This is a genomic window from Benzoatithermus flavus, from assembly GCF_037908215.1.
Taxonomy (GTDB): domain Bacteria; phylum Pseudomonadota; class Alphaproteobacteria; order Geminicoccales; family Geminicoccaceae; genus Benzoatithermus; species Benzoatithermus flavus.
Genome location: NZ_JBBLZC010000013.1, coordinates 37502 through 56161, shown reverse-complemented (window position 1 = coordinate 56161; position 18660 = coordinate 37502). Strand labels below are relative to the sequence as shown.

The following is an 18660-nucleotide window of genomic DNA, read 5'->3' as shown; positions in this document are numbered from 1 at the left end:
CTCGCCGTTGAGAGCGCCCTTGAAGCGACGGGCCGGCCCCCTTGTCAAGCCGGGGCCCGGCTGCCAAACAGCAGGCCTCGCCGCAGCGCCGTGACGCACCTGTCAACTTGATACGGGGGAAGGATGTCGCTCGCCGTCGCGATCCAGATGGACCCGCTCGAGACCGTCAACATCGACACGGACAGCACCTTCGCCCTGGCGCTGGAGGCGCAAGGGCGCGGTCACGGCCTCTATCACTACCTGCCCAAGCAGTTGAGCTACCGGAACGGCCGGGTGGTCGCGAAGGCCCGGCCCTTCGAGGTGCGCCGCGAGCGCGGTAACCATGTCAGCTTCGGTGCGCCCGAGATCATCGACCTCGCGACGCTCGACGTCGTGCTGATGCGCCAGGACCCGCCCTTCAACCTGGCCTACATCTCGGCCACGCACCTGCTCGACCGGGTCCATCCCGAGACGCTCGTGGTGAACGATCCACACCACGTCAGGAACGCGCCCGAGAAGCTGTTCGTGACCCATTTCGCCGAGCTGATGCCGCCGACGCTGATCACCTACGACCTCGAGGAGATCAAGGCGTTCCGGCGCGAGCACGGCGACATCATCATCAAGCCCATCTACGGCAACGGCGGGGCCGGCGTGTTCCATCTCCGGCCCGAGGACACCAATCTCGGCAGCCTGTTCGAGCTGTTCCAGACCTATCTCAACGAGCCCTTGATGGTGCAGCGCTACATCCCGGAGATCCGCCAGGGCGACAAGCGCATCATCCTGATCGACGGCAAGCCCGCGGGTGCGGTGAACCGCGTGCCGGCCAAGGAGGAGACCCGGGCCAACCTCCATGTCGGCGGCCGGGCCGAGAAGGCTCAGCTCACCCGCCGCGACCACGAGATCTGCGAGATGATCGGTCCCACCCTGGAGGAGCGCGGCCTGATCTTCGTCGGCATCGACGTGATCGGCGACTATCTCACCGAGATCAACGTCACCTCGCCCACAGGCCTGCAGGAGATCGACCGCTTCGACGGGGTCAACCTCGAAGGGCGGATCTGGGACGTGATCGAGAGCAAGGTCAACCGGAAGAAGCAGCACGCGCTGCCGACGTGAGCTTCCGGCTCACGCCGCATGCACGGCGGCAGATGGCGAAACGCGGCATTCGCGAGAGCGATGTACAGGCGACGCTCGCAGCTCCCGATACGATCCTGCCAGCGAACCGGCCGGAGCGCCGAGTCCACCAGCGTGTGCTGACGATCGGTGCGACCCGCCAGCCACCATGCTCCTGCGGCTCGTCGTCGACTACGACGACTCGCCCCCTGCGGTCGTCTCGATCTATGCTACCACGCAGTTCCGGCGCTACGGAGCGAAGCCATGAAGGTGCTCTACGACGTCGAGACCGACACGCTTACCATCACGCTGCGCGACGTGCCGGTGAAGGCGGGCGAGGAGGAGCGGTCCGGCGTCATTCTCGACTACGACGCCGACGGCCTCCTGGTCGGTCTCGAGATCCTGGACGCCTCGCAGCGCGTGGCGGAACCGACCAGCGTCGAGCTCGAGGTGGTGCCGAGGCTTACGAAGCGGGCAGCGGCGGAGTGAGGCGAGCGGCGTGATCACGGAGCTGATCCGCGAGCCGCTGTGCCTCGACGGCGCCGCGTGAAGTCGAGCCGGCACCGGCTTCTGCCGGGCCATCGAGCTCTCCCGGCCGGACAGGAGGACGGATCATGGCAGACGTGCGCGCGATGTGCGCGATCGGCAGGCGGGGCCAGCTCGGGCTCACGGGGCGGATGCCCTGGGAAGGCGAGCAGGCACCCGAATATGCTGCCGATGTGCGGCGCTTCTGGGAGATGACGCGGGGACACGTGCTGCTGGTGGGGCCCGTCACCTACCGCTCGATCCCGGCCTTCGCGCATCAGGAGCGCACCATCGTCGAGATCCGCTCGTCGATGCAGCCGGAGGAGGTGATCGCCCGTTTCCCGGATCGCATCGTCTTCGTCGGCGGTGGGCCGGCGGTCTGGGCCGCTTATGCCCCCTTGATCCGGATCTGGGACATCACGCGCCTGCCCTACGACGGACCGGCCGACCGGTGGTTCGACCCGGCCTGGCTGTGCGGAACCGGCGGGTAGCCCCGATCCTGAAACGAGAGGCGGCCCAAGCAAAAGGGGCGGGCACCATACCCGCCCCTTCGGAAAGGCTCGCTTGCGCTCGGAGGCTCAGGCCGCCTTGAGCAGCACCTGCTCCAGGCGACGGCTCGCCTCGGCCTCGTCGATCTTCTCGATCGCCGCGACCTCCCGGGCGAGCCGCTCCAGCGCAGCACGGTACATCTGGCGCTCGCTGTAGGACTGCTCGGCATCCTCGGCCTTGTGCAGCTCGCGCACCACCTCGGCGATCGAGACCGGATCGCCCGAGTTGATCTTCGCCTCGTACTCCTGCGCCCGACGGCTCCACATGACGTTGCGCCGCGGCCGGGTGCGGATCTTGAGGGCCTCGAGCGCGCTCGTGATCTTCTCGCGCGAGCTCAGCTTCCGCATGCCGGACTTGGCCGCCTTATCGACGGGAACACGCAGGATCAGGCGCTCATTCTCGAACGAGACGACGTACATCTCGAGTTCCATGCCGGCGATCGACTGGCGCTCGATCCCCGTGATACGACCCACGCCGTGCGAAGGATAGACGATGTAGTCACCGGCAGCGAACGCAAGCTTCTTCGTGGCCATCAGGCTTGTTCTCCCGAACCCGGCAGCCCCGGCCCATGCCACATGCGGCCGGAGCCCACCACTATACCCGTACGCCGCAGCGCTATCCGCCCTACCGGTCAGAGGCACGGACCGATCGGGGCGGAGCAGCAGGAAGGGAGCTGACGTAGCGTCGACGTTACGAACGACAAGGACCGAGCGTGGAACCCTCTACGCCCGTTGATGTGTGATAATTAGCACAAATTGTGGCAAATTTCCAGCGTCCTGACGATCACGGGACGCAGAGCCGGGATGCAGCAGAGGGCGTCGAATGGTCGCGGTCCCGCCGCCCCTGCCCGCAGCGGCCGCCGGATCGGAGTGGCTCAGGTGCCCTTGCCGGGTTCGGAGCTGAAATACTTCTCGAACTTGCCGGGCTCGCCCTTGTGCTCGTCGGCATCCTCGGGCGGCACCCCCTTTCGAGTGATATTCGGCCAGACGTTGCTGTATTCCCGATTGAGTTCCAGCCATTTTTCGGCTTCGGCTTCCGTGTCCGGCAGGATCGCCTCCGCCGGGCATTCCGGCTCGCACACGCCGCAGTCGATGCACTCGTCCGGGTTGATGACGAGCATGTTGGCCCCCTCGTAGAAGCAGTCCACGGGGCAGACCTCGACGCAATCCATGTACTTGCACTTGATGCAAGCTTCGGTGACCACGTAGGTCATCGATCTCTCCGCTCCAAGAGGCTCGGCTGGGACCCGACCCGGTCCGCTCGGCTATGGAGGAGCCAGCTCCGGCCGGGGCAGGTCGCCCGGCACCCGCGAAGGGGGCGCGCTCGGGCGAGACCATATCGGCAGGATCCGGGCACCGCCAGCGCTTTCGTCAGCCGCGTCGCCCGAACAGGCGCTCGATGTCCTCGCGCTTGAGCTCGATATAGGTCGGCCTGCCGTGATTGCACTGCCCCGAGTAGGGGGTCGCTTCCATTTGGCGCAGGAGCGCGTTCATCTCCTCGACGTGGAGCCGCCGGCCGGCGCGCACGCTACCGTGGCAGGCGACACTGGCGAGCACGGCTTCGAGCGCCTCCTCGAGTCCGAGCGCCTGGTCGAGCTCGACGAGATCGCCGGCGATGTCCTTGAGGAGCCGGTCCACGGCGATCTCGCCCAGAATCGCCGGAACCTCGCGGACCAGCACCGCCCCCGCGCCGAACGGCTCGACCACGAGGCCGAGGCGGGCGAGCTCCCCTGCCCGTGCGGTGATGCGGCGCTGCTCGGCCGGATCGAGCTCGACCACCTCGGGGATGAGGAGGATCTGGCGCCTGACGGCGCCGGCGCGCAGCTCGGCCTTGAGCCGCTCGTAGACGATCCGCTCGTGCGCCGCGTGCTGGTCGACCAGGATCACCGCATCCTCGGTCTCGGCCAGGATGTAGGTGCGGTGGAGCTGGGCGCGGGCGGCGCCCAAAGGAAACCGGGAGGCTGCGGGCTCCGGCTCGGGCGCGGCCCTGGCCGAGGGTGCGGCCACGACGAGCGCCGCCTGGGCCGCGGCCGGCGTGAAGGCCGGCCCGGTCTCGGCGAGGCCGCTGCGCCCGGCGCGGCCCGCCGGCACGGCGCTCGTTCCCGGACGGAACGTGCCGAGCGTGGCCGTGCCCGTGCTGGTGGCGCTGCGGTGGCCGTGCTCGGCCAGCGCCCGCTTCAAGGCGCCCACCACGAGGCCGCGCACGAGGCCGGGATCGCGAAAGCGCACCTCGGCCTTGGCGGGATGCACGTTGACGTCGACGAGCTCGGGCGGCAGTTCCAGGAAGAGGGCGGCCACGGGCTGGCGGTCGTGGAACAGGAGGTCGCTGTAGGCGGCACGCAGGGCCTGCTTCAGCAGCCGGTCCTGCACCGGCCGGCGGTTGACGAAGAGATGCTGCTGGCGCGCGTCCTTGCGGCTGAAGGTCGGCAGGCCGACGAAGCCCCGGAGCAGGATGCCCTCGCGCTCGGCGTCGATCTCAACCGCGTTCGCCACGAACTCGCGGCCCATGACCGTGCCCAGACGGTGCAGGAGCGCATCGGCGAACGGCCCGCCACCCCCCGGCTCCGCGCGCCAGACCGGACGGCCGTCGACCTGGAGCGCGAAGGCGAGCTCGGGCCGGGCAAGGGCGAGACGCCGGACGACCTCCTCGGCGGCCTCGGCCTCGCTGCGGTCGGAGCGGAGGAACTTGAGCCGCGCCGGTACCTTGAAGAAGAGATCCCGCACCTCGACGCGGGTACCGCGCGGCCCTGCGGCCGGCGCGGGCCGGCCGGGCTCGCCGCCCGCGACCTCGAGCGCCCAGGCTTCGGCCATCGCGGCCGTGCGGCTCACGAGCCGGAGCCGGCTCACCGAGGCGATCGAAGGCAGCGCCTCGCCGCGAAAGCCCAAGGTGGTGATGCGGACGAGCTGGTCGTCGGCGAGTTTCGAGGTGGCATGGCGCTCGACAGCGAGCGGCAGGTCGTCCGGCGCCATGCCGCAGCCGTCGTCGATGACGAGGACGAGGCCTTTGCCCCCGGCCTCCAGCGCCACCTCGATGCGGGAAGCGCCGGCATCGATTGCGTTCTCGACCAGCTCCTTCACGACCGAAGCCGGGCGCTCGACCACCTCGCCCGCGGCGATGCGGTTGGCGACGGCTTCGGGCAGGCGGCGGATCATCGGCATGGTTGACGCGAAGGTAGACACGATGCCGGCTTAACGGAAGAGGCGGGAGAGCGGAGCCGAGCGGCGTGCTCGCCGATACCGGAGGATGATCAGGGCGGCAGGCCCGCCGCCAGCATCTCCTGGCGGAAGCGCTTGCGATCCGCTTCGTGGCGGAAGGGCAAGGTCGCGAGCCAGCCATTGGCCGCGAAGTCGGGCTTGGCCTCGAGGGTGCGCGCGACGTACGACGCTGCTTCCTCCGTCCGGCCGAGACGGTGGCAGCAGGCTGCCAGGTATGCGTAATCGAAGAAGCGTGCCGCCCCGACCCGCTGGTAGGCCTCGAAGGCCTCCTCATGGCGGCCCGCGAAATGCAGCGCCCGCCCGAGGGTGCCGATGAACCAGCCGGGATGGAACGGATCGCGGCGGATGGCCGAGGCGATCAGAGCAACACTCTCCTCGGGCCGCCCGAGAAACATGAGGACGTAGGCGCGGAAGGCGGCATTCTGCGCGTCGTTCGGGTTGAGCGCGACCGCGCGCTCGGAATGCCGGTCGGCGAGCTGGAAGCGGCGCGCGTGCAGGCAGATCTCGGCCAGGATCCGGTGGCAACGGCTGTCCTCGGCATCGAGTGCTGCCGCTTCCTCCGTCAGCCGGTACGCGCGGACCGGACGGGCGATGTGCTTCAGATGCCGCTCGCCCAGGCTCACGAACCGCCGGGCGAGCGCACCTTTGAGCTGGTCGAAGACCGCACCCGAAACGACGAGCCCGCCGGGCTCGGCCAGGCCTTCGAGCCGCGCGGCGACGTTGACCCCGTCGCCATAGAGATCCTCATCCTCGCCTTCGACCACCACCTCGCCGAGATGAAGGCCGATCCGCAGGCCCAGGCGGCAACCGGCGGGCAGATCCGCCTCCTGCGCCGCAATTCCCTCCTGAAGCGCCAGAGCGAAGTCGAGCGCGGCGACCACGCTCGCGAACTCGGCGAGGAACCCGTCGCCCGTCAGCTTGACGAGCCGGCCCTCGTGCCGGGCGAGCAGAGGCCCGACCAGATTCCGGCGCACGGCGCGCCAGCGCCGCAGCGTGCCGGCCTCGTCCTCCTCCATCAGCCGGGCATAGCCGGCGATGTCCGCCACGAGGATGACGGCGAGCCTGCGCTCGTCACGGGATGGTGCCATAGGCTTCTCCGGCCCTGGGATGGAGTAGGGGCCAGTGCCTAGTCTAGAGCCGGCTTCGGGCGGGTCGGGAGCATTGTCTCTTGGGTCATGACCGGGCAAGGGCCCGGTCATCCAGCCCCCGCCTGGATGGCCGGCTCCAAGGCCGGCCAGGACACCGGAGAAACCCCGCCTGAAAACGGCTCTAGCATGATCTCGGGCAGGCGGCGGGTCATGGGCATAGCCAGCAAGGCGGGAGACACCACGCTCAGAGCCCCTCGGGGTCGCCCACCACGGAGACGAGCAGCTCGCCCGAGAACAGGCGCCTGGACACCCGGCACACGTCCTCGAGCGTCACCGCGGCGATGTAGTCGTTGCGCCGCTCGAGATAGTCCTGGCCGAGATCGTCGATCAGCATGCCGACCAGCGTCTTCGCGATCTGGTCGTTGCTGGTGAGACGCAAGGGAAACGAGCCCGTGAGATAGGTCTTCGCGTTCCTGAGGTCGGTCTCGCCGATGTCGCCTTTCGCCATGCGGGCGAGCTCCTGGCGCACGAGCTCGATCGACTGCCTGACCTGCTGGTTGTTGGTGGCGACCCCGCCGATCCACAGAGGCGCGGCGTCGAGATCGTAGAGGTAGGAGTAGACCGAGTAGGCGAGCCCGCGCTTCTCGCGCACCTCCTCGATCAGCCGCGAGCTGAACCCGCCGCCGCCCAGGATGTAGTTGGCGACGTAGGCGGCATAGTAGTCCGGATCCTTGCGCTCGATCCCGCCGTGGCCGAACGTCACCACGCTCTGCGGGATCGCCATCCGCACCACTTCGGTGCTGCCGACCCTGGGCTGCACCTTCGGCACCTCCGGTCGGCGGCTCTCGGCCGGCAGATCGCCGAAGGTGGCATCGAGCAGGACCCTCAGCTCCTCGGCCGTGATGTCGCCCGCCACACCGACCACGAGATTGTCGCGCGCGAGCCGCGAGGCGACGAAGCGCCGGCAGTCCTCGGCGGTGATCGCCCGCACCGTCTCGGGATAGCCGCGGGTCGGATGGGCGTAAGGGTGGCCCGGAAAGGCCGCGGCGAACCAGGTGCGCGCCGCGAGGTAATCGGGATCGGTCTCGCGCCGGCGGAGATCGGCCAGGATCTGGCTCCTGATCCGCTCCACGGGCTCCGGGTCGAAGCGGGGCGCGGTGACGGCGAGCCGGAGAAGCTCGAAGGCGTGCTCGCGCTTCTCGCTCAAGGTCTTGAGCTCGCCCGAGAAGCCGTCGCGGTCGGCATCGAACGAGAGCCGGATCGCGTTGTCCTCGAGCTCGCTGCGGAAGGCCTGGCTGTCGTGGGGGCCGGCACCCTCGTCGAGGAGGCCCGCCGTCATGAAGGCGAGCCCCTCCCTGCCCCTGGGATCGGTGGCGCCGCCGCCCGTGAAGTAGAGGGCGAGCGAGAGGAACGGAATCGAGGGCTCGTGGATCAGGTAGGCCTTGATCCCGGTGGCACTCACCACCGGTTCGACCTTGGCGGCGGTGCTCGGCACGCCGAAGTCGGCGGCGGCGATCAGATCGGTCAGCATGCGACGGTCGCCCACGGGCGGGTGACGGGCTGGCTCAAGGCGGGACCTTTGCTCACGTGCTCGGGTTGGCAGCGCGGGCCGGCAGGAGCAGGCCCGTCACCGCATGCTCGCGGCGCAGGACGAAACGCGCGGCCGCATGCACCTGTTCCTCGCTCACCGCGGCGATGCGCGCGGGCCAGGCCTCGACGTCGGTAACACCGAGGCCCGAGGTCAGGGCCGAGCCGAAGATCCGGGCAGCCCCCCCCAGGGAGTCGCGGGCATAGACGGCTTCCGCCAACATGCGCTGCTTCGTGCGCTTGAGTTCGGCCGCCTCCACGCCGCCTTCGAGCACCCGCTCCACCTGCCGGTCCATGGCGGCCTCGAGCGCTGCCATGTCGACACCCGGTCGCGGGCTCGCATAGAGGCGGAACGTGGTCGCATCGAGGCTGATGCCGCGGTAGAAGGCGCCGGCCCCGGCGGCCAGGCCCTCCTCGACCACGACCGAGCGATAGAGGCGGCTGGTGCCGCCGCCGCCCAGGATCTCGGCCAGGACCTCGAGCGCGTAGGCGTGCTCCTTGCCTTCCGAGTTGAAGCTGGGTGCGAGATAGGAGCGGACGAAGCTGGGCTGGCGGACGCGCTCGTGATGCAGCACGACCCGGCGCTCGGCGTGCTGCGGCGGCTCGGCGACGCGCACGCGCGGCGGCAGCTCGCGCGGGGCGATCCGCCCGTAGGTGCGCTCGGCGAGCGGCCTGAGCTCCTCGGCCGTGATGTCGCCGGCGACGATCAGGATGGCGTTGTTGGGTGTGTACCAGCGGCGGTAGAAGTCGAGCGCATCCTCGCGGGTGTAGCTCGCGATCTCGTGGAACCAGCCGATCACCGGCAGGCGATAGGGGTGGTGCAGGTACTGCGCCGCCATGAGCTGCTCGCCCAGGAGCGAGCTCGGCTCGTTGTCGACTCGGGAGCGGCGCTCCTCCAGGATCACGTCGCGCTCGGGATAGACGTGCTCGTCGGAAAGATCGAGGTTGACCATCCGGTCCGCCTCCATCGCCATGACGAGCTCGAGCCGGTCCTTCGCGATCATCTGATAGTAGGCCGTGGCATCGTAGCTGGTCATGGCGTTGTCGTTGCCGCCGTGCCGCGCCACGATCTTCGAGAACTCGCCGGGCGGGATCTCCCTCGTGCCTTTGAACATCAGATGCTCGAGGAAGTGCGGCAGGCCGGACTTGCCCAAGGGGCTGTCGGCGCTGCCGACCCGGTACCAGACCCAGTGCGCCACGACCGGGGCACGATGGTTCGAGACCACCACGACCTCCATGCCGTTGTCGAGGCCGAAGGTCTCGGGATGGAACACGCCCGAGGGTGCGGAAGCGCTCTCGGGGTGCAGCCCGATGCCGGTGACGGGTACCATGGAACGCGGCTGGATCATGATCCGAGATCTCCCGTCACTGCGACAGCGGCCGGCTCCCGGTGCGCATGGTAACGACACTGCCCGTGGCACCGGCAGCCGCGAGCCGCTTCGCCTCGGCCACCGGATCGATCACCGGCTCCTGCGGCTGGCGGCTCTTCTTCTGCCAGTTCAAGATAAAGAGGAATCGGCCCTCGTCGAGGTTCATGAGGTCCTGGTTCTCGGCCAGGAGCACCTCGCGGATGTTGGGCTCCGCCCGCACCGGGCTCTGCTCCACCAGCGCCTGCTCGCCGGGGCTCTGGGCGGTGGGCGCTGCCGGTCGCCTCTCGGCCGCCCGGCCGATCAGGAGCGCTTCGGCCTGCGCAGCCGTGTCCTGCTGCTGCGAAGGCGGGGCGCCCGGCTCCGGCGGGCGGAGATTGTAGTCGGGCGGTAGCACCAGAGGCGCCCGGCGCACCACCTGGAACTCGTCCGGGCTGCGCTTGCCCATGCCCAGGCTCTCGGCCACGGTGCCACCGCCGCAGCCGGCGAGACCTATGGCCATGAGCGTGAGAACGGCTGCGAGCCTCTCTGAGCGGATCATCTTTCCCCTCGCCCGAGCGGGTTTGCGCGTTGCGACAGCACGAGGCTGTCGAGGAGGATCAGGCCGGCGCCGATCACGATGGCGCTGTCGGCGACGTTGAACGCCGGCCAGTGATAGCCGAAAGCGTGGAAGTCGAGGAAGTCCACGACCGCACCGAAGCGGACCCGGTCGATCACGTTGCCGACCGCACCGGCGAGCACCAGCCACAAGGCGGCGCGGGTGACGCTTCTGCTCTCGCGGTAGAGCCAGACGACGAGGAAGGCGCCGATCGCCGCCGCCACGAGCGTCAGCGCCCAGGCACCAGAGCCCGCGAGCATCCCGAAGCTGACGCCGCGGTTCCAGACCAGGACCAGGTTGAAGAAGGGCGCTACCGCCAAGGGCGGCCGGTCGGCGAGCCCTTCGATGGCGAGCCACTTGGTCGCCTGGTCCAGAACCAGGACGCCCAGCGCCAGGAGCAGGCCGGTGCCGTGCCGCATCGCCTAAGCCTGGACCGCCGCGAGCGCCGCCACGGCATCGCGGCAGCGGTTGCAGAGCCCGTCGTCGTGCTCGCTCACCTCGGGCAGGATCTGCCAGCAGCGCTCGCACTTCTCGCCCGGGGCGAGGGCCGGAACCACGGCCACACCCGGCACGTCCTCGAGGGTGAAGGCATGCTCGGGCGGCTCCCCTTCCCCGAGCGCGATGCCGCTCGTGATCGCGAGCTCGGCGAGGTCGAGCCCGGCGAGCGCTCGCCGGTCCTCGGGTCCGACATGGACGACCGGAGCCGCCTGCAGGCTGGCACCGATCCGCTTCTCCTTGCGCTCGAGCTCGAGGGCGCCGGTGATGACCCGGCGCACACGGCGCACGCGCTCCCACTTCTCGCCGAGCGCCGGATCGCGCCAGGCGGAGGGCGTCTCCGGGAACAGCTCGAGATGCACGCTCTCCGCTTCCGGCCAGCGGGTGAGCCAGGCTTCCTCGGTCGTGAAGACGAGAACCGGGGCGAGCCAGGCGGCGAGCCGGCGGAACAGCTCGTCGAGCACGGTGCGCGCGGCGCGACGGCGGATGCTGTCGGGCCGGTCGCAGTAGAGCGAGTCCTTACGGACGTCGAAATAGAACGCCGAGAGGTCGGTGGCGCAGAAATGGTGGATCGCGTTGTAGAGACGCTGGAAGTCGAAGTCGCGGTTGCACTGCCGCACGAGCTCGTCGAGCTCGGCGAGGCGGTGCAGCACCCAGCGCTCGAGCTCCGGCATCTCGGCGTGCGGCAGACGCTCCTCTTCGGTGAAGCCGGCGAGGTTGCCCAAAAGATAGCGCAGCGTGTTCCGCAGGCGCCGGTAGGTGTCGGCGACGCTCTCCAGGATCGACTTGCCGATGCGGATGTCCTCGGCGTAGTCGCCACTCACGACCCAAAGCCGCAGGATGTCGGCACCGTGGGTCTTCATGAGGTCGATGGGCGAGACCACGTTGCCCAGGGACTTCGACATCTTGCGCCCCTCGGCGTCCACCACGAAGCCGTGGGTCAGCACGCACTCGTAAGGGGCGCGGCCGCGCGTGCCGCAGCTCTCGAGGAGGCTCGAATGGAACCAGCCACGGTGCTGGTCCGAGCCCTCGAGATAGAGCGAGGCCGGCCATTTCAGCTCGGGCCGCTGCTCGAGCACGGTGGCGTGCGTCGAGCCCGAATCGAACCAGACGTCGAGGATGTCGTCGACCTTCTCGTAGTCCTCGAGCCGGTAGCGGTCGCCGAGGAAGGTCTGCGGGTCGCGGGTCCACCAGGCATCCGCTCCTTCCTCCCGGAAGGCGGCGGCGATGCGCGCCACGACCTCGGGGTCGCGCAGGACCTCGCCCGTCTGCTTATGCACGAACACCGCGAGCGGCACGCCCCAGGTGCGCTGGCGCGAGACGCACCAGTCGGGGCGGGTCTCGATCATGGCGCGAATGCGGTTGCGGCCACGCTCCGGGACCCAGCGCGTGGCGTCGATGGCGGCGAGTGCCTTCTCGCGCAGGCGTCCCTCGCCGTCCATCGGGATGAACCACTGGGCGGTGGCACGGAAGATCAGCGGCGCCTTCGAGCGCCAGCTATGGGGATAGCTGTGGACGAGCTTGCCGCGGGCAAGGAGGGTGCCGTGCGCCTTCAGCGCCTCGATCACGGGCTCGGCGGCCTTGAACACGTGGATGCCCGTGAAGCCCGGCACCTGCTCGGTGTAGTGGCCGTCCTCGCTCACCGTGTCCGGCACGTCGAGGCCATAGGCCTGGCCCAGGAGGAAGTCGTCCTCGCCGTGGCTGGGCGCCACGTGGACGAGGCCCGTACCCTGCTCGGTGGTGACGAAGTCGCCCGGCAGCAGCGGGACCTCGAAATCGTAGGCACCTTCCAGCCCGGCCAGAGGGTGGCGGGCGATGCTGCCGGCGAGATCCGCGCCCATGAACTCGCGCAAGGTCCTGTGCGTCAGGATGCCAGCCGCATCGGCGACCTCGGCCAGGCGCTCGCTCGCGATCACGAGATGCTCGCCGGGCCTGGCGAGGCTGTCCTCTGCGACCTCGCCCACCTCGACCACGCGATAGACGATCCCGGCGCCATAGGCCACCGCCCGGTTCGCCGGGATGGTCCAGGGGGTCGTGGTCCAGATCACGACCGAGCCACCCTCGAGCTCGGGGCGGCTCGGACGAACGAGCGGAAACTTCACCCAGAGCGTGGTGCTGGTGTGGTCGTGGTACTCGACCTCGGCCTCGGCGAGCGCGGTCTTCTCGACCACCGACCACATCACCGACTTCTTGCCGCGGTAGAGCGAGCCGTCGAGCAGGAACTTCGCGAGCTCCTGGAAGATGCCCGCCTCGGCCTCGAACGCCATCGTCGTGTAGGGATTGGCCCAGTCGCCGACGACGCCCAGGCGCTTGAACTCCGCGCGCTGCACGTCGATCCAGCGCTCGGCGAAGGCGCGGCATTCGCGGCGGAAGTCCGCCACCGGCACGGCGTCCTTGTCCTTGCCTTTCTTGCGGTACTCCTGCTCGATCTGCCACTCGATCGGGAGCCCGTGGCAGTCCCAGCCCGGAACGTAGGGCGCGTCCTTGCCCAGCATCTGCTGGCTGCGGTTGACGATGTCCTTGAGGATCTTGTTGAGCGCCGTCCCCATGTGGATGTGGCCGTTGGCGTAAGGCGGGCCGTCGTGGAGGACGAACTTCTCGCGCCCGGCGGCGGCCGCGCGCAGCCTGCCGTAGAGGCCGATCCGCTCCCAGCGCTCGACGATGCCCGGCTCCCGCTTCGGCAGGTCGGCCTTCATCGGGAAGTCGGTGCGCGGCAGAAAGACCGTGTTGCGGTAATCGTTCTTCATCGTCGGAGCCGGACGTCAGGCAGGAATGAGAGCGTGGACGGCGCGGGCGCGCTCGCAGTCGCGTGCGATCTGGGCACGGAGCGCCTCGATCGAGGAGAACTTCTCCTCGCCGCGCAGGCGCTCGAGGAAGGCCACGCGCAGACGCTCGCCGTAGAGATCGCCGCCGCCTTCCAGAAGGTGCACCTCGAGCAGGGTTCCTTTGCCATCGAAGGTGGGGCGGCGGCCGAGATTGGCCACGGCCGGGTGCCAGACCGTGCCACCGCCGCGCCGCAGGCCCGCCTTCACGGCATACACACCGTGCGCGGGCAGCATCGGCCGGCGGGCGAGCGGATGGACGTTGGCGGTCGGAAAGCCGAGCGTGCGGCCGCGCCGGTCGCCGGGGCGCACGACGCCGTCGAGCTCGTAAGGATAGCCCAGGATGGCGTTGGCGTGCGCGATCCGCCCCTCGGCCAGAGCCGCGCGGATCGCGGTCGAGGAGCAGACGTCGCCCTCGAAGGTGACGGGATCGACGGCGCTGACCGGAATCCCGTGCCCGGCGGCAAGGGCGGCGAGCAGCGCGACATCGCCCTGGCGCTTGTGGCCGAAGCGGAAGTCGCGGCCGGTGGTAACGGCGGCGACCCCGAGCTCGCCGACGAGGATTTCGTTGACGAAGGCGGCGGCCGGCACCCGCATCAGGCGCGCGTCGAAGCGGAGCACGTAGAGATGCTCGACGCCGAGGTCGCGCAGAATCCGCGCCTTGCGGCGCAAAGGTGTCAGCCGGGCGGGCGCTTCGGCGGGGTTCAGCACCTCGCGCGGATGCGGCTCGAACGTGATCACGCCCAGGGGCCGGCCCAGGGCGCGAGCATGGTCGGCGGCCACACGGATGACCTCGCGGTGGCCGCGATGGACCCCGTCGAAGTTGCCGATCGCAACCGAGGCACCGCGCGCCGCTGCCGGGAGGCTGGCGTGATCACGGTGGATGCGCATGGCGGGCTATGTCCCATGCGGCACCGACCCTGTAAAGGGCCAAAGCTGCCCCGCGGACAGAGCCGCGGGGCGGAGCTTCGGGGCTCAGGCCGGGCGGCGCGGCACCATGACGAGGGCCTCGCCCTCGAGCACGTTCTTGCCGCCGACCTTGCACACGGTCTCGAGCGTGACGCGACGGCGCTCGCGGTCGATCGCCTTGATGGTGACCTCGGCGCGCACCGTCTCGCCGGCGCGCACCGGGGCGAGGAACTTCAGGCTCTGGCCGAGATAGATGCAGCCCGGCCCCGGCAGCTTGGTGCCGAGCACGGTCGAGATCAGGCTCGCGGTCAGCATGCCGTGCGCGATCCGGCCCTGGAACGCGGTCCCGGCGGCGAACTCCTCGTTGAGGTGCACCGGGTTCGTGTCGCCGGACACGCCGGCGAACATCAGGATGTCGGCGTCGGTGATCGTCTTGCCGAACACCGCGCTCATGCCTTCCTCGAGATCGTCGATGTAGTACCCGTCGAGGGCCATAGGGAAGCTCTCCAAGCGCCTGCCGCGCACCGTTTTGCTGCGCCGCACCATCCCTCTATGCCGCGGATGAATCAAGCCTGCAAGCGACGCACGGGAGCGCGTGCGCCTCGCCGGACGCTCATGCGGCAGGGCGGCTTGACCGCGCTCTCGGGAATGGCCAGCCTCGTCCTGCTCGCCATCACCTGGAATCGGCTCATGGACGCGCTCGACGCCATCCTCACCCGCCGCACCGTCCCGCCGGCGAAGATGGGCCCCCCCGGGCCCGATGCGGTGGAGCTGCGGCGGATCCTCGCAGCCGGCGCCGCGGCCCCCGACCACGGCCTGCTGCGCCCGTTCCGCTTCCTCGTCGTGCAGGACGAGGGCCGCGCGCGTCTCGGCGAGCTGTTCGCGGCCTGCGTGCGGCGGGCTGCTCTCGATGTCTCGCCGCAGGAGATCGAGAAGCAGCGCACGGCACCTCTGCGGGCGCCCGTGATCGTGATCGTGGTCGCGAAGGTCGAGCAGGACCATCCGAAGATCCCGGCCATCGAGCAGATCGCCGCGGCAGCGGCGGCGGCCCAGAACATGCTGCTCGCTGCCCATGCGCTGGGCTTCGCCGCCAAATGGGCGACCGGCAGACAGGCTTACGACGAAGGCGTGAAGGCGGGACTCGGGCTCGGGCCTGCGGACCGGATCATCGGCTTTCTCTATCTCGGCAGCTACGCCGCGGAGCATCGAGCGGCACCCAGGGGCGGCATCGAGGACATCGTGCAGGCGTGGCCGCCCGCCATGGAGGGCTGACGCCATGCGCTACCTGCTCGCATCGCTCTTCCTCCTGATCGTCGCGATGGCGCTCGCCGGTTGCGCCGCCCTGCCGCAGCCGGAAACGCCGGAGCAGGCCCTGGCTCGCCACACGGCGATCTGCCAGCAGGCCGGCATCGGCGAGAGCACGCCCGAGTTCCGCTTGTGCCTCCTCCTGCAGCAGACCAACGAGCGGCTCGATGCGGTCGAGCGGCGCCTGAGCTGGATCGAGCAGGACGTGCGCTTTCCGCCGCCCTACTACGGCCGTTACTGGTGGTGAGGCGTGCTGCGCCTCTACGCCATCGGCGCCGGGGGCCTCCGCCCGCTCGCGGCCGATCTGTCGCAGGGCCTGCCGCGCGAGGCGGCCTGGATCGACCTCGTCACCCCGACCCCGGAGGAGGAGAGCGCGCTCGAGCGAGCGCTCGGCATCGCCGTGCCCACGCGCGAGGAGGCGGGCGGCATCCAGGCCTCGGACCGGCTGGTCGCGCGCAACGGCACGCTCCTGATGAGCGCGCTGGTGCCGGTGGGGCCGCACCCGGACCCGGCTGACACGATCCCGATAACCTTCGTGCGCACCGGCGAGCGCCTCGTCACCGTGCGCTACGGCCGGGCGGAAGCGCTCGACCCGTTCATCGAGCGCTACGCCAGCGGCGAGATCGAGGCCGACGATGCCAGTGGCCTGCTCGCGGCCCTGCTGGAAGCGATCGTCGACCGGGTCGCCGACCAGCTCGAAGAGGTCGGGCACCGGCTCGACCGGCTGGGCCGGGCCGTGTTCCACCGGGGCGGCGCCAACGCCCGGCGCCAGGGGACTCGCCGTCTGCCGCTCGGCCGGAATACGGACCGGCTGCAGGAAGCGATCGAGGATATCGGCATGGAACACGCGCGTGCCGCCAAACTGCGCGAGTGCGTGCAGAGCCTGCTGCGGCTCGCGGCGTTCGCCGGGGAGCACGCCCAGGAGGTGGGGCTGCACAAGCGCCTGAAGGCGGTCGAGACCGACCTGCGCGCCGCCGCCGAGTACAACGCGTTTCTCGCCGGCAACATGGAGTTCATCCTGGACGCCACGGTAGGCCTGATCGACATCCAGCAGAACAAGGCGATCTACATGCTCACGATCGTGAGCGTGCTGCTCACCCCGCCCGTGCTGGTGGCGAGCGTCTACGGCATGAACTTCCACGACATCCCCGAGCTCGGCTGGCATTACGGCTATGCCTGGGCCCTGGGCCTCATGGCGCTCTCGGCGCTGGTCTCCTACCTCCTCTTCAAACGCCGCGGCTGGCTGTAGCGGAACCGGTGCTGCGGCGCTTGCGGTCGGGCAGAAGAGACAAGGGCCAGCCTGCCATCCGGCAGTTTCTTCATACTACCATATGTTTGTCCAATCATTAAACGACAGGACGCAGCCCTGTCCCGTTAACGTTGATCATCATAACCACCGCTGCGAGCGAACAATGTCTCCTAGAAGATTACCATACGCCGAAATACTGCGCGTTCTGGGAGCGATGGCATGGCTCGTCGCTGCTCTCGCCACCTCGGCTCAGGCGCAGCTGCTCGTCGCGCGCGACATCGCCGCCAGCGCCGGGCTGAGCTATTTCGGCCAGCCGGACGGGCAGACCGAAGGCGAGAGCGTCGTCTTCGACTACGACCAGGACGGCGATCTCGACATCCTGCTCTCCGCGCACGGCATGAAGGAGTGGCCGCTGTTCCAGAACCGTGGCGACGGCAGCTTCGTCCAGGTGCTGGCGGGCACGTTCCCGAGGCAGGACCGCCACGGCTGCGTCGCCGCCGACTTCGGCAGCACCGGCAGCTCCAAGCTGCCGGACGGGCTGATCGACCTCTACTGCGTCGTCGGTGCCTGCCAGGGCACGTGCAAGACCAACTACCCGAACGAGCTCTATCTGCAGACGCCGGACCACCGCTTCGTCAAGGTCCCCGATGCCTGGGGCGCGGCGGACCCGCACGGCCGCGGCCGCGAGGCCGCCGTGCTCGACTTCGACCGCGACGGCCTGCCCGATATCGTGGTGGCGAACGAGGTGCCCTCGATCTTTCCCACCCCCAACCGGCTCTACCGCAATCTGGGCGGCCGGTTCCAGGAGGTGGTGGACCCGGCGGTCACGCGCGAGCTCGGCTCGGTGTGCGTCGAGCCCGGCGACATCGACGGCGACGGCTGGACCGATCTCCTGTTCTGCTCCAAGAGCGGCGTCGTCACGCTCAAGAACGTCCGCGGCAGGTTCCAGGACACCAGCGCCTCGACACCCTACCGCAAGACGAGCGCGATCCAGCTCGAGCTCGCGGACGTGGACGGAGACGGCAGGCTGGACCTGCTGCAGGTCGCGCAGACATTGTTCACGATCCGGCTCAATGCGAACGGCGCGTTCCCCAAGGCGAGCTTCACCTGGCCGCTGCAGCAGGGGCGTGACGTGGCGGTGGGGGACGTCGATCTCGACGGGGTGCTCGACATCTACCTCGTCCAGGGCCAGAACGAGCGCTACGGCGACGTCATGCTGCTCGGCAATGGCGGCGGCAAGAGCTTCCGCACCACGCCGATCCCGCAGGCGCGGGTGGGCGAAGGCGATGTCGCGACCGCGGTCTCGAACTGGAACGGAACCGGACGGACGGCTTTCCTCGTGACCAACGGCCGCTGGGGCGAGCCGGGGCCAGTCCAGCTCGTCACCTTCTCCAACCGGTGACATCGGCCGCAGGAGCACGGTAGCGAAGGCTGCCGTGCTCGGCCTCGGCAGCCGCCCGCTTCTGCCCCTCGAAACCATCGCAGCCTTCGTCCACATGACATGGTCGCGTCCGAGGATGGCCGCGTCCGTCTCCCGAAGGCCCGGCAGGAGCTGCAGCAACGGCTCGGGATCGCCCGTCTCGGGCGTTGCTCGGCCCCTTGGGCCCGATCCCCGGCACGCCGCTTCTCGTCGTCGCTTGCGTGGCGGCGAAGAAGCTGCGGCCGCGCGAGGCCCTGGGCGAGCCCGCACCCGTGCCGGGCGAGGCCGACACCCGGTCGTGAGCGGACATCCCGGCCGATCGCCTTGAACTCGGACCCATTTAATGATGATATTCCTATATCACCCGATACCGCCTCTCGGGCGGGAACTCACGCGCGATGCAACGGCACGCGCACGAACGATTTCCAGAAAGCCTTGCAGG

The 18660-nt window shown here is 69.5% G+C and carries 19 protein-coding genes; 8 read left to right on the top strand and 11 right to left on the bottom strand.

What is annotated here, in order from left to right:
- The first annotated feature begins 123 nt into the window (after nucleotides 1-123).
- The 3 genes from gshB to U1T56_RS13880 all read left to right on the top strand — a co-directional run bounded on the left by gshB (nucleotide 124) and on the right by U1T56_RS13880 (nucleotide 2105).
- Nucleotides 124-1092, top strand: coding sequence for a glutathione synthase (gene gshB / locus U1T56_RS13890; RefSeq protein WP_418160084.1), 969 nt, complete (start codon nucleotides 124-126; stop codon nucleotides 1090-1092).
- Between the two features lie 261 nt (nucleotides 1093-1353).
- Nucleotides 1354-1578, top strand: coding sequence for a DUF2283 domain-containing protein (locus U1T56_RS13885; protein WP_418160083.1), 225 nt, complete (start codon nucleotides 1354-1356; stop codon nucleotides 1576-1578).
- Between the two features lie 125 nt (nucleotides 1579-1703).
- Nucleotides 1704-2105 (top strand): dihydrofolate reductase, encoded by a 402-nt coding sequence (locus U1T56_RS13880; protein WP_418160082.1) that lies wholly within the window; start codon nucleotides 1704-1706, stop codon nucleotides 2103-2105.
- An 87-nt stretch (nucleotides 2106-2192) separates the two neighbouring features.
- On the opposite strand, the gene U1T56_RS13875 is transcribed toward U1T56_RS13880, so the two are convergent.
- The 11 genes from U1T56_RS13875 to U1T56_RS13825 all read right to left on the bottom strand — a co-directional run bounded on the left by U1T56_RS13875 (nucleotide 2193) and on the right by U1T56_RS13825 (nucleotide 14739).
- On the bottom strand, nucleotides 2193-2696 hold the full coding sequence (locus U1T56_RS13875; RefSeq protein WP_418160081.1) for a CarD family transcriptional regulator: 504 nt from the start codon (nucleotides 2694-2696) through the stop codon (nucleotides 2193-2195).
- 341 nt (nucleotides 2697-3037) lie between these two features.
- Nucleotides 3038-3376 carry a ferredoxin FdxA gene (gene fdxA, locus U1T56_RS13870; protein ID WP_418160080.1) on the bottom strand — a complete coding sequence of 113 codons (339 nt, stop codon included), beginning with the start codon at nucleotides 3374-3376 and terminating at the stop codon, nucleotides 3038-3040.
- Nucleotides 3377-3533: 157 nt separating this feature from the next.
- On the bottom strand, nucleotides 3534-5321 hold the full coding sequence (gene mutL, locus U1T56_RS13865) for a DNA mismatch repair endonuclease MutL (protein WP_418160079.1): 1788 nt from the start codon (nucleotides 5319-5321) through the stop codon (nucleotides 3534-3536).
- Between the two features lie 89 nt (nucleotides 5322-5410).
- Nucleotides 5411-6466, bottom strand: a complete 1056-nt coding sequence (locus U1T56_RS13860) for an adenylate/guanylate cyclase domain-containing protein (RefSeq protein WP_418160078.1) — start codon at nucleotides 6464-6466, stop codon at nucleotides 5411-5413.
- A 244-nt stretch (nucleotides 6467-6710) separates the two neighbouring features.
- Entirely contained in the window at nucleotides 6711-7997 is a 1287-nt protein-coding gene (locus tag U1T56_RS13855; RefSeq protein ID WP_418160077.1) for a M16 family metallopeptidase, read from the bottom strand.
- A 52-nt stretch (nucleotides 7998-8049) separates the two neighbouring features.
- Entirely contained in the window at nucleotides 8050-9402 is a 1353-nt protein-coding gene (locus U1T56_RS13850) for a M16 family metallopeptidase (RefSeq protein ID WP_418160076.1), read from the bottom strand.
- 16 nt (nucleotides 9403-9418) lie between these two features.
- Nucleotides 9419-9961, bottom strand: coding sequence for a DUF3035 domain-containing protein (locus tag U1T56_RS13845; RefSeq protein WP_418160075.1), 543 nt, complete (start codon nucleotides 9959-9961; stop codon nucleotides 9419-9421).
- A complete protein-coding gene (gene lspA, locus U1T56_RS13840) occupies nucleotides 9958-10437 on the bottom strand; it encodes a signal peptidase II (protein ID WP_418160074.1) in 480 nt (159 codons plus the stop codon). Before lspA ends, U1T56_RS13845 begins: the two co-directional genes overlap by 4 nt.
- 3 nt (nucleotides 10438-10440) lie before the next feature.
- Entirely contained in the window at nucleotides 10441-13260 is a 2820-nt protein-coding gene (gene ileS / locus U1T56_RS13835) for an isoleucine--tRNA ligase (protein ID WP_418160073.1), read from the bottom strand.
- 15 nt (nucleotides 13261-13275) lie between these two features.
- Nucleotides 13276-14226 (bottom strand): bifunctional riboflavin kinase/FAD synthetase, encoded by a 951-nt coding sequence (locus tag U1T56_RS13830; protein ID WP_418160072.1) that lies wholly within the window; start codon nucleotides 14224-14226, stop codon nucleotides 13276-13278.
- A gap of 84 nt (nucleotides 14227-14310) precedes the next feature.
- Entirely contained in the window at nucleotides 14311-14739 is a 429-nt protein-coding gene (locus U1T56_RS13825; protein WP_418160071.1) for a MaoC family dehydratase, read from the bottom strand.
- Nucleotides 14740-14874: 135 nt separating this feature from the next.
- On the opposite strand from U1T56_RS13825, the gene U1T56_RS13820 reads away from it, so the two are divergent.
- From U1T56_RS13820 to U1T56_RS13800, 5 genes are all read left to right on the top strand, one after another.
- Complete coding sequence (locus U1T56_RS13820; protein WP_418160070.1) at nucleotides 14875-15516, top strand: nitroreductase family protein; 642 nt, start codon at nucleotides 14875-14877, stop codon at nucleotides 15514-15516.
- A 4-nt stretch (nucleotides 15517-15520) separates the two neighbouring features.
- Nucleotides 15521-15796 (top strand): hypothetical protein, encoded by a 276-nt coding sequence (locus U1T56_RS13815; protein WP_418160069.1) that lies wholly within the window; start codon nucleotides 15521-15523, stop codon nucleotides 15794-15796.
- Nucleotides 15797-15799: 3 nt separating this feature from the next.
- Nucleotides 15800-16798, top strand: coding sequence for a CorA family divalent cation transporter (locus U1T56_RS13810; RefSeq protein WP_418160068.1), 999 nt, complete (start codon nucleotides 15800-15802; stop codon nucleotides 16796-16798).
- A gap of 214 nt (nucleotides 16799-17012) precedes the next feature.
- Nucleotides 17013-18200: an FG-GAP repeat domain-containing protein gene (locus U1T56_RS13805; RefSeq protein ID WP_418160067.1), complete on the top strand. Its 1188-nt coding sequence runs from the start codon at nucleotides 17013-17015 to the stop codon at nucleotides 18198-18200.
- 185 nt (nucleotides 18201-18385) lie between these two features.
- On the top strand, nucleotides 18386-18520 hold the full coding sequence (locus tag U1T56_RS13800; protein WP_418160066.1) for a hypothetical protein: 135 nt from the start codon (nucleotides 18386-18388) through the stop codon (nucleotides 18518-18520).
- Nucleotides 18521-18660: the final 140 nt, after the last annotated feature.

Coding starts and splice junctions, on each gene's coding strand:
- gshB (WP_418160084.1), top strand. CDS start 124: ATGTCGCTCGCCGTCGCGATCCAGATGGACCCGCTCGAGACCGTCAAC.
- U1T56_RS13885 (WP_418160083.1), top strand. CDS start 1,354: ATGAAGGTGCTCTACGACGTCGAGACCGACACGCTTACCATCACGCTG.
- U1T56_RS13880 (WP_418160082.1), top strand. CDS start 1,704: ATGGCAGACGTGCGCGCGATGTGCGCGATCGGCAGGCGGGGCCAGCTC.
- U1T56_RS13875 (WP_418160081.1), bottom strand. CDS start 2,696: ATGGCCACGAAGAAGCTTGCGTTCGCTGCCGGTGACTACATCGTCTAT.
- fdxA (WP_418160080.1), bottom strand. CDS start 3,376: ATGACCTACGTGGTCACCGAAGCTTGCATCAAGTGCAAGTACATGGAT.
- mutL (WP_418160079.1), bottom strand. CDS start 5,321: ATGCCGATGATCCGCCGCCTGCCCGAAGCCGTCGCCAACCGCATCGCC.
- U1T56_RS13860 (WP_418160078.1), bottom strand. CDS start 6,466: ATGGCACCATCCCGTGACGAGCGCAGGCTCGCCGTCATCCTCGTGGCG.
- U1T56_RS13855 (WP_418160077.1), bottom strand. CDS start 7,997: ATGCTGACCGATCTGATCGCCGCCGCCGACTTCGGCGTGCCGAGCACC.
- U1T56_RS13850 (WP_418160076.1), bottom strand. CDS start 9,402: ATGATCCAGCCGCGTTCCATGGTACCCGTCACCGGCATCGGGCTGCAC.
- U1T56_RS13845 (WP_418160075.1), bottom strand. CDS start 9,961: ATGATCCGCTCAGAGAGGCTCGCAGCCGTTCTCACGCTCATGGCCATA.
- lspA (WP_418160074.1), bottom strand. CDS start 10,437: ATGCGGCACGGCACCGGCCTGCTCCTGGCGCTGGGCGTCCTGGTTCTG.
- ileS (WP_418160073.1), bottom strand. CDS start 13,260: ATGAAGAACGATTACCGCAACACGGTCTTTCTGCCGCGCACCGACTTC.
- U1T56_RS13830 (WP_418160072.1), bottom strand. CDS start 14,226: ATGCGCATCCACCGTGATCACGCCAGCCTCCCGGCAGCGGCGCGCGGT.
- U1T56_RS13825 (WP_418160071.1), bottom strand. CDS start 14,739: ATGGCCCTCGACGGGTACTACATCGACGATCTCGAGGAAGGCATGAGC.
- U1T56_RS13815 (WP_418160069.1), top strand. CDS start 15,521: ATGCGCTACCTGCTCGCATCGCTCTTCCTCCTGATCGTCGCGATGGCG.
- U1T56_RS13805 (WP_418160067.1), top strand. CDS start 17,013: ATGGCATGGCTCGTCGCTGCTCTCGCCACCTCGGCTCAGGCGCAGCTG.